Origin of the sequence: Hydrogenophaga sp. A37 (assembly GCF_002001205.1) — a bacterium.
GTDB lineage: Bacteria > Pseudomonadota > Gammaproteobacteria > Burkholderiales > Burkholderiaceae_C > Hydrogenophaga.
The window spans coordinates 19,795-32,327 of the sequence record NZ_MUNZ01000147.1; the positions used below are offsets into that span (position 1 = coordinate 19,795).

General features: G+C 67.6%; 14 protein-coding genes and 1 pseudogene. 2 read left to right on the forward strand and 13 right to left on the reverse strand.

All coding sequences use genetic code 11. From position 1 onward, the window contains the following. Positions 1-51: 51 nt before the first annotated feature. Positions 52-294, reverse strand: coding sequence for a hypothetical protein (locus tag B0E41_RS20640; protein ID WP_143433934.1), 243 nt, complete (start codon positions 292-294; stop codon positions 52-54). 141 nt (positions 295-435) lie between these two features. Here B0E41_RS20640 and B0E41_RS27625 point away from each other — a divergent pair, with 141 nt between their 5' ends. Then, positions 436-1,047, forward strand: coding sequence for a glycine zipper 2TM domain-containing protein (locus B0E41_RS27625; protein ID WP_077333973.1), 612 nt, complete (start codon positions 436-438; stop codon positions 1,045-1,047). Between the two features lie 189 nt (positions 1,048-1,236). Here the strand turns inward: B0E41_RS27625 and B0E41_RS20650 are convergent, their stop codons facing one another. From B0E41_RS20650 to B0E41_RS20675, 7 genes are all read right to left on the reverse strand, one after another. Beyond that, positions 1,237-2,073 (reverse strand): response regulator, encoded by an 837-nt coding sequence (locus B0E41_RS20650; RefSeq protein WP_077333975.1) that lies wholly within the window; start codon positions 2,071-2,073, stop codon positions 1,237-1,239. Continuing rightward, entirely contained in the window at positions 2,070-3,752 is a 1,683-nt protein-coding gene (locus B0E41_RS20655; RefSeq protein WP_216350794.1) for an ATP-binding protein, read from the reverse strand. The genes B0E41_RS20650 and B0E41_RS20655 overlap by 4 nt, the downstream gene beginning before the upstream one ends. Before the next feature lie 100 nt (positions 3,753-3,852). Then, a complete protein-coding gene (locus B0E41_RS26785; RefSeq protein ID WP_143433935.1) occupies positions 3,853-3,999 on the reverse strand; it encodes a lmo0937 family membrane protein in 147 nt (48 codons plus the stop codon). A 17-nt stretch (positions 4,000-4,016) separates the two neighbouring features. Further along, positions 4,017-4,337 carry a hypothetical protein gene (locus B0E41_RS20660; RefSeq protein ID WP_077333979.1) on the reverse strand — a complete coding sequence of 107 codons (321 nt, stop codon included), beginning with the start codon at positions 4,335-4,337 and terminating at the stop codon, positions 4,017-4,019. Between the two features lie 86 nt (positions 4,338-4,423). Beyond that, positions 4,424-4,807 (reverse strand): hypothetical protein, encoded by a 384-nt coding sequence (locus B0E41_RS20665; RefSeq protein WP_077333981.1) that lies wholly within the window; start codon positions 4,805-4,807, stop codon positions 4,424-4,426. Between the two features lie 6 nt (positions 4,808-4,813). Next, positions 4,814-5,179 carry a hypothetical protein gene (locus B0E41_RS20670; protein WP_077333983.1) on the reverse strand — a complete coding sequence of 122 codons (366 nt, stop codon included), beginning with the start codon at positions 5,177-5,179 and terminating at the stop codon, positions 4,814-4,816. A gap of 52 nt (positions 5,180-5,231) precedes the next feature. Further along, positions 5,232-5,546, reverse strand: coding sequence for a BON domain-containing protein (locus tag B0E41_RS20675; RefSeq protein ID WP_253195057.1), 315 nt, complete (start codon positions 5,544-5,546; stop codon positions 5,232-5,234). A gap of 370 nt (positions 5,547-5,916) precedes the next feature. Here B0E41_RS20675 and B0E41_RS20680 point away from each other — a divergent pair, with 370 nt between their 5' ends. Further along, positions 5,917-6,498: a transposase gene (locus B0E41_RS20680; protein ID WP_077333987.1), complete on the forward strand. Its 582-nt coding sequence runs from the start codon at positions 5,917-5,919 to the stop codon at positions 6,496-6,498. 133 nt (positions 6,499-6,631) lie between these two features. On the opposite strand, the gene B0E41_RS20685 is transcribed toward B0E41_RS20680, so the two are convergent. The 5 genes and pseudogenes from B0E41_RS20685 to B0E41_RS20705 all read right to left on the reverse strand — a co-directional run bounded on the left by B0E41_RS20685 (position 6,632) and on the right by B0E41_RS20705 (position 12,282). Further along, positions 6,632-7,168: a hypothetical protein gene (locus B0E41_RS20685; RefSeq protein ID WP_077333989.1), complete on the reverse strand. Its 537-nt coding sequence runs from the start codon at positions 7,166-7,168 to the stop codon at positions 6,632-6,634. Positions 7,169-7,768: 600 nt separating this feature from the next. Continuing rightward, positions 7,769-7,867, reverse strand: a pseudogene (locus tag B0E41_RS27630) (transposase); the annotation flags it as partial. 86 nt (positions 7,868-7,953) lie between these two features. After that, positions 7,954-9,171: an HlyD family efflux transporter periplasmic adaptor subunit gene (locus B0E41_RS20695; RefSeq protein WP_077333993.1), complete on the reverse strand. Its 1,218-nt coding sequence runs from the start codon at positions 9,169-9,171 to the stop codon at positions 7,954-7,956. After that, positions 9,168-11,537 carry an ABC transporter permease gene (locus B0E41_RS20700; RefSeq protein ID WP_077333995.1) on the reverse strand — a complete coding sequence of 790 codons (2,370 nt, stop codon included), beginning with the start codon at positions 11,535-11,537 and terminating at the stop codon, positions 9,168-9,170. The genes B0E41_RS20695 and B0E41_RS20700 overlap by 4 nt, the downstream gene beginning before the upstream one ends. A 7-nt stretch (positions 11,538-11,544) precedes the next feature. Next, the gene (locus B0E41_RS20705) at positions 11,545-12,282 is read right to left on the reverse strand and encodes an ABC transporter ATP-binding protein (RefSeq protein ID WP_143433937.1); all 738 of its coding nucleotides are present in this window, start codon (positions 12,280-12,282) and stop codon (positions 11,545-11,547) included. Between the last annotated feature and the right edge of the window lie 251 nt (positions 12,283-12,533).

Genomic DNA, 12,533 nt, shown 5'->3' on the forward strand with positions numbered 1-12,533 from the left:
AAGCCGCTTCGGTACCCAGCTCCATTGGGCCGACCAGCGTGCGTCTGCCACTTACAGCATCAGCCATGAGCCGCCGACCAGCAGCACGATGACCAGCAACGAAGTGACCACCCGGCCGGCGAGCACGCCGCCCATTTCACTGGCCCCGACCCGCAGGCTTTGCAGCGGGCCGCGCTGGGCGCAGCACAGGCTCAGGTGCTCGCTGAGCGCCGAACGCTCGGTGGAAGAAATGTCCGCCGGCAGGCCCATCGAAGCGGTGTCCCAGTGAGGTTCGAGAGAAGAGGTGTTGGACATGGTGGAGACCTTTGGTGAGAGGAGAAATCGGTGCGGTAGGAAGGTTGTACGGCGGCCTGAGCGCGTGGTCTGTGCGCCTTCGAACAGACCCGGCATGCCACAAGCGCCTACCGTCAGACACATTCCACACAGGAGACCCTCATGAACACCACTTTCCCCCTCACGTTTCGCAGCCCGGCCGCCCTCGCCGCCACGGCCCTGGCCGTGCTCACCCTGGCAGCCTGTGCCCCCTACCCGGTGTACGACCAACCGGTGTCACAGAGCCCCGTCTACACCACCCCCAGCCAGCCCCAGCCACGGCCCGACTACCGGCGCCGCGACCGGGAACGGCTGTATGAAGTCGACGTGACCTCGGTTCGCGCGGTCATGAGCCAGCCAGGACAGCGCTGCTGGATCGAGCGCGAAGCGGTGGCACCGCAACGCCAGCAACCCAATGTGGGCGGCGCCATCGTTGGCGGTGTGATCGGCGGCATCCTCGGCCATCAGATCGGCGGCGGCCGGGGCCAGGACATCGCCACGGCCGGCGGCGCGGTGGCCGGCGCCTACATCGGCTCCAACGTGGGCAGAGACCGCTACGGCAACCCGGTGGCCCCCACGCGCGACGTGCAACGCTGCAGCAACACCGCCGCCAGCAGCGAACCCGCGTACTGGGACGTGAGCTACGAGTTCAGGGGTGTCATCCACCACGTGCAGATGAGCTCCCCCCCGGGCCGCAGCATCACGGTGAATGACAACGGTGAACCTCGGGAATAGGCTCCCCCCGCAGCGCTTCGCGCTACCCCCCAGGGGGCGATGCGAGTGGCCCGGCGGAGCCGGTTCCACCGCATCCTGCGGGAGACACTTCGCTCCGGGAAGACCGCGCGCACCAAGGGGGCGGCACTGGCCGTCCGGCGAAGCCGGCCCGGCGGCGCCCTGGGGTGGGGCATCTCGCTCCGTGCGGATTCAGTTTTTTGAACCGACGATCTCCACGCCGAACCCCCGGTAGCCGACGAGCGTGCAGCTGGCGTTGAACATGGGGGTGCCGCTCACGCGGTACTGCCGGGTCGTGCCGTTGGGCAGGGCCCGGCTGAGCACCATGTCCAGGAACGGGGCGCGCGCCGTGATGCGGGCTTGCAGCGTCTGGCGTTCGGCCTCGTTCCAGCCATCGCTGGTGGGTGAGCCTTGGTCACCGTCGCCGTTCAAGGTGTCCACCTGCAGGCCCAGCATCTCCAGCACCGGGCCCGACACCTTGGTGAAGCGGCCTTCGCTGTCTTGTTCCCAGTACCAGTCGGTCGCCAGTTCGGTCAGGGCGCGGTAGCGTGCTTCGCTTTCGCGCAGCTCGGCGGTGCGCTCCAGCACCAGTTGCTCCAGGCGTTGGTTGTGGCGTGAGAGCTGCTTGTGCAACAGACGCACCTCGATCAGGTTGTGGATGCGCGCCTTGACCTCGACCAGGTCAAACGGTTTGCTGACGAAGTCCTTGGCGCCGGCCTGCAGCGCGCGCAGCTTGTGGCCTGGCTGGGCGGTGATCACCAGCACCGGCAGGTAGTCGTCTTCGGCGGTGCTGGCCTTGAGGCCCTCCATCACCTGGAAGCCGTCCATGCCCGGCATCTGCAGGTCGAGCAGGATGAGGTCGAACGGCGCCTTGCGGTGCATGGCGCAGACCGTGCGGGGGTCCGTGGTGCTGGACACCTGGGTGTAGCCCACTTCTTGCAACATGGTTTCGAGCAGGCTCACATTGGCCGCCTGGTCGTCCACGATCAGGATGCGGGCATTGAGCCGCTCCAGAGGGGTGAGGTTCATGCGGGCTCCTGGTGTGCGGCGGGGCCGCTGGTGGTTTCGGCCACCCGCAAGGCCGCGTCCAGCGCGTCCATGAGCTGATTGACCTTGATGGGTTTGGTGAGGTAGTTGAAGAAGCCCGCGTCCAGGCCGCGCTGGATGTCGCGCGGCACGGCGTTGGCGCTCAGCGCGATGACGGGAATGTGCGCGGTGACCGGGTCGGCGCGCAGGATCTTCATGGCATCAATGCCACTGATGCCGGGCAGGTTGATGTCCATCAGGATCACCTCAGGCTGGTACACGCGGGCGAACTCGATGCCCAGGCTGGCGTCGGCCGCGCCGAGCAGGCGCATGTCGGTGCGCCGGGCGACGATCTGCTCGACCAGCTCCAGGTTGGCGGGGTTGTCTTCCACGTACAGCAGGGTGTGCCGTGGCGTGCCGGGATGCGCTTCGGGGCGCGGTGCGTCGGTGGGGAGCGCGTCGCCCAGCACCACCGCCTGCGGCGCTTCGGTCAGCGCCATCTCGACCCAGAACACGCTGCCCACGCCGGGTGTGCTGTCCACACCGATTTCGCCACCCATCAGGTGCACCAGCCGCTGCGTCACCACCAGGCCGATGCCGGTGCCCTCTTCGCCACCGGACTCCTGGCCCAGCCGGTTGAAAGGCTGGAACAGCTGGGCCAGCTGGGCGGGCTCCAGACCCGGGCCGGTGTCGCGCACGCTGATGCGCACCGCGCCGGGTGGGCGCAGCGTGCAGGCCACCGTCACATGGCCGCCGGGCTGGTTGTATTTGATGGCGTTGAACAGCAGGTTGATCAGCACCTGCTTGAGCCGGGTGCGGTCGGCCCTCACATAGCGCGGCAGCTCCAGCCGCGCAAACACCATGCCGATGCCGCGCTGCTGCGCCTGCTGCTCGACCATGGCGCGGCACTCGGCCAGCACCTCGGTGAGCGCGACCGGTTCGCCCGACAACGAGAGCATGCCGCTCTCGATGAGCGCGAGGTCGAGGATCTCATTGATCAGCTCCAGCAGGTACCAGCCGGCCTTCAGGATCTGGTCGATGCTGCGTTTCTGCGTGGGTGTGGGCTCGGGCGTGCCCGACTCCACCAGCTGCGCAAACCCCAGGATGGCGTTGAGCGGCGTGCGCAGCTCGTGGCTCATGCTGGAGATGAAGTCGGTCTTGGCGCGGTTGGCCTTTTCGGCCGCCGCCACGGCTTCGTTGAGCTGCTGCTCCACCCGCTTGCGCACCGAGTTGTCGGTGCCGATCAGCAGGTAGCCGATGAGGTCACCGTAGTCGTCGCGCAGCGCGGTGATGGACACGATGGCCGGAAAGCGGCTGCCGTCCTTGCAGATGTAGGTGAGCTCGTAGATGTCTTCGATGCCGCGCGAGGCCTTGAACGCCAGGGCCTCGAAGCCCGGTGCGATCGGCGTGTCCAGCTCCAGGCTCAGGGCCATGGCGCGCGCACGCACCTCCATCGGGTCGTGCATGTCGCTCGGGCGCACGCGGTTGATCACCTCGTCGGCGCGGTAGCCGAGCATGAACTCGGCCCCCACGTTGAAGAGCTGGATGATGCCCTTGTCGTCGGTCGCGATGATCGAAAAATTGGCACTGTTGAGAATGGCGTTCTGCAGCGCGCCTGCCTTCAGCAGCGCTTTGCTCTGGCCCGTTTCGGGCGCTTCGGCGCGTGGGCTTGTCTCTGACATCTGTGCTTTCGTGTACGCCACACATTGGGCGACCATCGTGCACCATGACAGAACACCGCTGATCGCTCTGTGCGCTGAAGCACATAGCGGCAGCGAAGGCTTAAACGCTGCGCCCGGTGATCACCCGCAGCAACACGATGACGACGGCAATCACCAGCAGGGCATGGATGTAGCCGCCCAGGGTGGTCGCGGTGACCAGCCCCAGCAGCCAGAGAACAAGCAACACGACGGCGATGGTGTAGATCACGGTGGTGGCTCCTGGTTTCAAGGTGGGGGAGGACGGGAGCGTGAGCGGCTCCACAGCCAGACCGCGCACGCTGCGGCCACGGCGAAGGCCATGGTCTTGGGGTGGCGACGGACCAGGGCCAGCCCCCCGCCCACCACAGGCGCGGCCTGAACGAGCACGGACGTCTGCCCTTTGTGTTTTGCTCCCAGCAAGCCCTTGGCGAGGGCGCCCAAAGCCAGCGAGGCCGAGGGGTGCTCACGCACGCCATTGATCAAAGGCAAGAGCGTGTTCATGGCCCACAGACCCAGCGAGGGCCGGGCCGCCCGTTTGGCTTGGTCCGCTGCCAGCCAGGCGGCCATGCGACGGCGGTTGTCTCTCAGTCGCACACTGGCCGGGCTTTCCACCGATGGCCTTGGCGCTGAGGAAGAAGCGGATTGAGAGGGGTTCATGGTGCCGTCGGCGTGCGAAGCATGGCGAGGTCCTGGTCCAACTGCCCGCGCAGGCGCTCAAACACCTCTTCCGGGGCGCGTCCTTGCGCCGCGCGCAAGGCCCACACGCCCAGCGCGGCAGGCACGACCGGCGTCAACCAGAACAGCCAGGGCGACCGCGTGCCGGCGTCGGGAAACGAGGCCCACAACAGCACCGCCACGCCCAACAGCGTGAAAGCCACCACCAGGCAAGCCGCCCCCGCCAGCTGCAGGACCAGGCGCTGCTGCAGGCGTTCACCGCCCTGCTGCAACGCCTCGGACACGAGGCTGGCGTAGGCCGCCGCATGCTCCGCCAGCCACAGGGGCTGCGCAGCGGCGAGGCGAAACACAGGGTGGATCACGGTGGGTCAGCGGCCGTTGCCGCTGTGCCGGCTGAACAAGGCCACCAGGGCCATGAGCGTGGCGCCCACGGCGGCGGCGATCAGCACGGACTTGACCGGCTCGTGCTGGATGTAGGTGGTGGTGGCGTCTTTGACGTGCATCGACTTTTCGCGCAACTGGTGCGCGCCTTCGCGGACCGCCTCCATGCCGTCGTGCGCGAGCGCTTCGGTGTGTTGGGCGAATTGCTTGAGCGCGGCGCTCGATTGGTTGCGGGCGACGGCCAAGCCTTCCTGGGCGGAACGCACGGCATGTTCGGTTCCTTGGGCGACGGCACTGGCCAGCGTGGAGGCGTCCTCGCCCAGGTGTTTGAAATTGTCGTTGGAGGTGTTCATGGGAATGCCTTTGAAATGGGGGTTGGGTGGCGACGAGCGAGCGGAAGTGCGATCACTTCAGGCGCATGTCGTTCTTGACGGTGCGAACACCGCCCACGGCTTGCGTGACCTGGATCGCGCGATCGATGTCGGACTGGGTGCCCACAAAACCGCTGAGCTGCACCGCGCCCTTGAAGGTTTCCACATTGATCTCGGCCGACTTCAGCGTGTCTTCCTTGAAGATCGCGGCCTTCACCTTGGCGGTGATCGCCGTGTCGTCCACGTACTGGCCGGTGCTTTCCTTGTTGGCGGAGGAAGCGCAGCCGCCGATGAAGGTGAAGGCGGCGACCGCGAGCAGCAGGAAAGAGAAGCGTTGTGTGAGTTTCAAAGTGGGCTTTCTGTGAAGAAGGGATCGGGCAGCGCGGCCAGGGGCAACGCCGGATGGCGGTTGAGCGATCTGTCCATCGCCCATGCCTTCACAGTAAAGCCCGTGCCACGAAGCGTCTGTGCGCTTCCGCACCTTTGAATCGAGCACGGTGGACAGAGGTGCTTGCGATCCCGCCCAGGGCACGGGCAACGAGCGGAAGTGGCAAGTGGCGTGGGACGGTCCCGTGGCTTGACGTTGGCGACGTCACAACGAAGATCCTCGGGCCTGCGCACAGCGTTGCCAAACGGCAAAGTCAGGTCATGTGGCGGTATGACGGTGTACCCCACCTGAATACGGCGCTGCACCCGGGATCATCCGAGGAAGTGATTGACTGCAAGCCGCACGCGGGGGATACCTCTTCAACGACAAGGCGCTGGCCAAGGTGTTTGCGGGCAAGTTCAAGGCCACGTTGCACGATGCCGGGCTGAGCCTGCCCGCCGTCTTGCCTGAGCCATGGGTGGTGGACTGCAAGGCCGTGGGCGATGGGCAGGCCGCGCTGCGCTACCTGGGGCGCTACCTGTACCGGGGTGTGATCTCGGAGAACGACATCCTGCGCTGCCAGGACGGCCTGGTCAGCTTCCGGTACCGGGATGCCAAGAGCGACAAGCCCGCCACCCGCACCCTGCCCGGAGCCGACTTCCTGTGGCTGCTGCAACACGTCTTGCCCAAAGGGCTGCAGCGGGCGAGGAACTTCGGCTTCCTGCACCACAACAGCCGACGGACCTTGCACTTGCTGCAGCTCTCGCATCGGGTGCCCACCCAGACTCGTTGGAGGACACAAGACACTGAAACGGCCCGCACCGCACTGGCCCCCGCACGGCTTGAGCCTGGCGCACCCCGCGCAGGCCTGTCGCGGGCATCGCTCGTCCAGCATTCGGGGTGGTTCATCTGGCAACGCATCTCGTGCCACTGACAGGCTGAACCCAACACCCCCTGTGGCCCGCCAGCGGCCACCCGCCGCCTCCGATCTCTCGGATCAATCTACAGCGGCACACCCCCCACACATCCCCCCATCGCATCCTCACCGGGCCTGTCCAACAAACGGATCAGATCGCGGCTTCGCGGCCATCTGCGTAGTTGAAGCGATACACGCGACCTTCAAAGTCAGTTGCCAAGACGGCGTCCGGGCGAAGCGAGAAGCTGCCGCTGAAGATGTCAGCACCGTAGCTCTGCCATGCAATCTGCCCCTCGGATGTGAGCCGGGCGATGGAGAGTTCTCCGTGAGAGATGAGGGCCTGATGTTCTTCGCTGAAGTGGACTCCGAAGCACGTGGCATCGTCGACGGCCCGCGACCACAGGACTTCGAGCGTGTCCGAACGGAGGCATACGACTTGATCTCCCACAGCGACGTAGGCCCGCGCTGCGACTACCGAAAGCGAGTGCGTGTGAACGCCACTACATCCGCCGGCGGCCCCAATGACAAGGTGTGGCATGCCATCAAGGAATAGGCCGTGAATCGATGTCGGATGCGACTCTTTGGCCAGATTGAACTCGGCGCTATAGGAGTGGGCGTTGTCTTGCGAGCCGAAGGTGTACGACGGCTCATCAACAAGCAGCAGTTTCGGTGAGACAGCAGTGTTCATGACGCCTAACGAACAGCGTCTATCAGCCGCGAAACGACGTGAGAAGCAAGCATAGGACTCCCTTTGCGGCCGATAAACCTTGTTGAACTGAACCGCGCGAGATCGCGGCGTGGTTTTCTTCTTCTCTGAATGGGCAGTGTAAGTTTCAACCGCCGATTCCGGCAATGGCAGAGGCCAACTGACGGGCCCGTAGTGTGTTGTCCACCACGCAGGTGCGCCCGCCTGGAGGTTCGCGTGAGCATGACCAGGAGGCTTGGACGGCCCTGATCGTGTGCGCCCACAGGTTCACACCCACCAGTGCGCACGATGGCCCAGCGTCAGCGCCGCGCGGTGACTTCCGGCCCTTCATCAGTGCTTGGAGCCTCTCCGCGCTCATGGTGGCCCTCGACAGACAGCGGCACGGTGCGGCGCGGTCCCTGCCTGCGGCGGCAACAGTTGCACCAGACACAGTCGCCCACCGCGGCAATGGGGGCAGGTGTTGATCTCCAGTGCCGCCACGCGGCGCACGAAGGCCTGCGCATCTTCGGTGGCCTGGCGCTGCGGCTGTGGCATGTTCAGTAGTGTCCGCGCCTGTTCCATTCGGCTGGTCTTGGTTGCCGGCGCCAGCAGCCCGTAGTGGCGGATGCGCCTGAACCCACCAGGCAGCACGTGTTGCAGCAATCGGCCAATGAACTCGTCCCCGGCGATCTGCACCACGCGCTTGCAGCCAACCGAGGTGCACCGCTGCGGTTTGAGCTGTGCTGTCGTTGGCACCTCCATCGCCCAAGTCAGACAGGTCTTGTGGCTTACCTGACCTTCACCGGTTGACCCTCGGTCATCACACTGCCCGGGTAAAGCACCACCGTCTCGCCGGCCTTCACGCCCTCTTTCACCCAGGCCATGTCGGCATTGCGGTCGCTGATCTGCACGTTGCGCGCACGCGCCTTGCCGGCCTCGATCACGAACACGCGCCAGCGTTCGCCGTCGCGCACCATCGCCGCGCTCGGTACGAGCAAGGCGTCGGCCTGCGACGACACGGTGATGCGCGCATCGACGCGAAAGCCGTCGCCCAGCCGCGTCGCATCGCCCGCCGACGGCGCCAGCGCCACGACCACGTTCACCCGCTGCTCTTCGATGCCGAGCGCCGACACCTTGGTGAACGCCATGGGCTCCACGCGCAGCACCTGGCCCGACAGGGCCGGCGCACCACTGCCGGTGGACAGCGCCACGGCCGCGCCGGACCGCACCCGCCGCACCTCGCCCGAGAGCACGTCGATCACCGCCTCCATGTCGGCCGTGTCACCGATCACCATGAGCGGCGCGGCCGCCGTGACCGGGCCTTCGCTCTCCAGGTGCAGCTTGAGCACCTGGCCGTTCACCGGGCTCTTGATCTGCCACAGGCCGGTGGTCTGGCCCGCCGCGGCTGGGGCAGCGAGGCTGAGCCCCGCGCGGGCCTCGGCCAGCGAAAAGTCGGCCCGGGTCTGCTCGGCGCGCGCGGCGGTCAGGGCCTGCTGCGCGGCCTGCCGGGCGAGGTCGGCCTGGTCGCGCGCGGAGGGTGCGATGAACTGCTCTTTGGCGAGCCGGTTGGCGCGCTCGGCTTCGAGCGTGGCCAACGACAGCGCGGTCTGCGCGCGCTGCACCTGCGCGGCGGCGGCGCTGCGCGTGGCCTCGGCGCTGCCCACGCGCTGCTGCAACACGCTGCGCGTGCGTGCGTCGATCAGCTGCGGCGCCACTGGCTGCAGGGTGGCCACCACGTCGCCGGCCTTCACCGCGTCGCCCACCTTCAGCGTGGGTCGCAGCAGCTGCGCCGCCGTGGGCGCGGTGATCTCGTAGCGGTGTTTCAGCCGCAGTTGCCCGTCTTCTTCGATGGCCTGCTCAAACGTGCCGGTGGCGACCGTGGCCACCTCCACCAGCAGCGGGCGCGGCCGGTACACCGCAACCACCAGGCCCACCGCGGCCACGGCCCCCAGGCCCAGCCACAGCCAGCGGCGGGACTTCTTTGACGTGTGGGTCTTGTCGTTCATTCGCGCACCTTCAATACGGACACCAGGTCCAGTTGGTCAATTTTTCGCCGCACCAGCAAGGCGCTGGCCACGCCGGCGGCGAGCACGATGAGGGCGGCCGAGGCGTAGGTGGATGGTTCGATGACGACGGGGAAGTCGATGCTGTCCGACGACATCAGCTGCATCATCAGCGTGGCCAGCCCCCAGCCCGCGAGCCCGCCCACGGGCAGCGCCAGCAGCAGCTCGGCGCCCAGCTCGGCCAGCAGCAGCACCGAGACCTCGGCCCGTGTCATGCCCAACACGCGCAGGCTCGCCAGCTCCCAGGCGCGCTCGGAGAGTGAGATGCGCGCCGCGTTGTAGATGATGCCCACCGCCATCGCCACCGCAAACAGCGTGAGGATGCCGCTGAAGATGCCCATGTTGCGCGAGGTGGTCTTGTCGAAGGCGGCCATGGTGCCGGCCTTGTCGAACACCGAATTGATCATGGGCGCGGCCTTCACCGCGCCCCAGAAGGCGTCCATGGCGAGCGGATCGACCTGCAGCGCCGCGTCGGCCACGCCGTCGCCGTCGCGCGCCAGGCGGTTCATGGCGTCGAGGTTCATGTAGAGCTGTTTGCCGAACAGGGTGTGCACCACGTCCACCACCGTGACCTGCACCCGCGTCTGGCTCCAGAGCCGGAACGCGAGCTCGACGCGGTCGCCCACGCGCGCGCCCAGCGCCTGGGCGAGCAGCGCGCTCAGCACCACGCCGTGCGCGGGCAGCGCCACCGCGCCGCGCTGTTCGTCGACCACGCGCATGAGCTTCGCGTCGCCGCGGAACCCGAGCAGCGCCGTGTCTTCGGTGCGTCCACCGAAGCTCACGCGCACGGGCTCGGTGCGGTACGGCTCGGCGTCGATCACGCCGGGCAGGCGCTGCAGCTCCTGCACCACGCCCAGCGGCACCGGGCGGCGGAAGTTCACCAGCACGTCGCCCTGCTGCACCTGGCGGAACTGCACGTCGACGATGTGGGCGATGGCGTCGAGCCAGAACGCGCCCGAGATCTGCAGCGCCACCGCGAGCGCAATACCGGTCACGGTGAAGGCCGCACGCAGCGGGCGGCGCTCGACGTTGCGGATCACCATCATCGCGCCGGTGCTGACCCAGCGCCCGAGGCCCAGGCGCTCGGCCAGCGTGCGCTGGTAGCTCGGTGGCGACGGCGGCTGCATGGCCTGCGCCGGGCTCAGGCGCACCACCGCGCGGATCGCGGTCCAGGCGCCGGCGGCTGCGGCGGCACAGGCGATCAGCACCGAGGCCACCACGAGCCAGACGGTGGTCACGTAGCGCAGCCCGTTGAAGCGGAACACCTCGTCGTAGAGCAGCAGCATGCCGCGCCCGATGGCCTCGCTAAAGCCCAGCCCCACCAGCAGGCCCAGCCCGGCGATGGCCAGCGCGAGCTCGATGTAGTGCCACGCGATCGCGCCGTCGCCGTAGCCCAGCGCCTTGAGTGCGGCGATCTGGCTGCGCTGCGTGGCCACCTGCCGACTCAGCACCACGTTGAGGATGAACATGGCCACGGCCAGAAAGATGGCCGGCAGCACCGTGCCCATGACCTTGAGCGAGGCCAGTTCGTCGTTGACGATCTTGGCCGAGAGCTGCTTGTCGCGCCCCACCGAACCGATGGCGCCATATGCTTCGAGCAGCCGGTCCACCTGGGCCAGCACCGGTGCCACCGTGGCACCGGCATCGAGCCGCAACGCCGCCTGGTTGAACGCGCCCTGCATGTCGAAGGCCTGCGTCATGCGCGCGCCGTCGATCCACCAGATGCCGAACGAGGTGTCGTCGGGCGCCCCGCCCTGAGAAGCAAACACGTACTCGGGCGAGGCCGCCGTGCCCACCAGGTGCACGGCCTCGCGCTTGCCGTTCAAGATGGCGTGCACCGTGTCGCCGGGGTTCAGGCCGCGCGCGGCGGCAAAGCGGTCGCTCACCAGGGCTTCGAGCGCGCCGTCGCGCTCGGGCCAGCGCCCGCGTTTGAGCGTGAGCGCGTTCAGGCCCTGGCGGCCTGCGTGCACGCGCGAAAGGTCGAGCCCGATGAAACGCCCCGTCACGGGCGGCAGCACACCGGGCAGGTCGATCTGCGCGTCGAACACCACGTCGAGCTTCACCTCGGCCACGCCGGGCAAAGCGGCCAGGCGCTCGCGCAGGTGCACCGGCGCGCGCTTGACGCTGACGAACACGTCGGCGAGCCGGTTGTCGAGGTAAAAGGCGTCGCGCGAACCTTTGAGCGATTCGTGCACCGAGAACATGCCCACGAAACCGGCCACGCCGATGGCCACGACCATCGCGATGGTGGCGACCTGCGCGCGCAGCCGCGTGAGGTCGCGCCAGAGCTTGATGTGGATCGCCTTCATCGTGGCCTCACCAGCGCAGCGTGGACGCTGCCGCCTTCTGGGGGTTGGCGCGGGTCTCGACGATGCGCCCGTCGGCCAGGCGCAGCACGCGGTCGGCGATCTCGGCGATGGGCGCGTTGTGCGTGATCACGATGGTGGTGGTGCCGAGTTCTCGGTTCACCTGCTCGATGGCCTGCAGCACCATCACGCCGGTGGCGCAGTCGAGCGCGCCGGTGGGCTCGTCGCACAGCAGCACGGCGGGCCGTTTGGCGATGGCCCGCGCGATGGCCACGCGCTGCTGCTCGCCGCCCGAGAGCTGCGCCACGAAGTGGTCCTGGCGCTCGCCCAGGCCCACCAGCGCCAGCGCGTCTTCGGGGCGCATCGGATCGTCGGCGAGGTCGGTCACCAGCGCCACGTTCTCCCGCGCGGTGAGGCTGGGGATGAGGTTGTAGAACTGGAACACGAAGCCCACGTGCTCGCGCCGGTAGCGCGTGAGCTCCGCGTCGTCGGCGCCGGTGAGCTCGTGCACCTCGCCCGCGTGGGTCCACTGCGCGGAGCCGCTGGTGGCCGTGTCCAGCCCGCCCAGGATGTTGAGCAGGGTGGACTTGCCACTGCCCGAGGCCCCCAGCAGCACCACGAATTCGCCCCGCACCACGTCCAGGTCCACGCCGCGCAGGGCGTGCACCGCGGTCGCGCCTTCGCCATAGACCTTGGTGAGGCCACGGGCCACGAAGACCGGTTCACTGTCAGGAGCTGGGGTGGGCATGGGCACGAACAGGGTGAGGGATCGAACAGCACCGCCACCATAGATGGGGCAGGCGAACATTTCCAGTATTTCAAAGCACCGTGCCGCCAGCACTGACCTGAGTCAAACGCTGGTCCGACACACGGCCTTGTAGCACCTGGACCAAGGCCGGTCTGTGCGCTGAACCGACTGCACACCCGCGCGGCGGTTCGCCCACACCCGCGTGACGCATGGCACACCCGGCGTGGACTGCGCTCCCTGCCTTTCAGCGC

What these genes read in the sequence shown, in the direction of transcription:
- B0E41_RS20685 (WP_077333989.1), bottom strand. Translation starts at nt 7,168, where the DNA reads ATGAACACTGCTGTCTCACCGAAACTGCTGCTTGTTGATGAGCCGTCG.
- B0E41_RS20670 (WP_077333983.1), bottom strand. Translation starts at nt 5,179, where the DNA reads ATGAACACCTCCAACGACAATTTCAAACACCTGGGCGAGGACGCCTCC.
- B0E41_RS20640 (WP_143433934.1), bottom strand. Translation starts at nt 294, where the DNA reads ATGTCCAACACCTCTTCTCTCGAACCTCACTGGGACACCGCTTCGATG.
- B0E41_RS27625 (WP_077333973.1), top strand. Translation starts at nt 436, where the DNA reads ATGAACACCACTTTCCCCCTCACGTTTCGCAGCCCGGCCGCCCTCGCC.
- B0E41_RS20655 (WP_216350794.1), bottom strand. Translation starts at nt 3,752, where the DNA reads ATGTCAGAGACAAGCCCACGCGCCGAAGCGCCCGAAACGGGCCAGAGC.
- B0E41_RS20700 (WP_077333995.1), bottom strand. Translation starts at nt 11,537, where the DNA reads ATGAAGGCGATCCACATCAAGCTCTGGCGCGACCTCACGCGGCTGCGC.
- B0E41_RS20705 (WP_143433937.1), bottom strand. Translation starts at nt 12,282, where the DNA reads ATGCCCACCCCAGCTCCTGACAGTGAACCGGTCTTCGTGGCCCGTGGC.
- B0E41_RS20650 (WP_077333975.1), bottom strand. Translation starts at nt 2,073, where the DNA reads ATGAACCTCACCCCTCTGGAGCGGCTCAATGCCCGCATCCTGATCGTG.
- B0E41_RS20660 (WP_077333979.1), bottom strand. Translation starts at nt 4,337, where the DNA reads ATGGCCGCCTGGCTGGCAGCGGACCAAGCCAAACGGGCGGCCCGGCCC.
- B0E41_RS20695 (WP_077333993.1), bottom strand. Translation starts at nt 9,171, where the DNA reads ATGAACGACAAGACCCACACGTCAAAGAAGTCCCGCCGCTGGCTGTGG.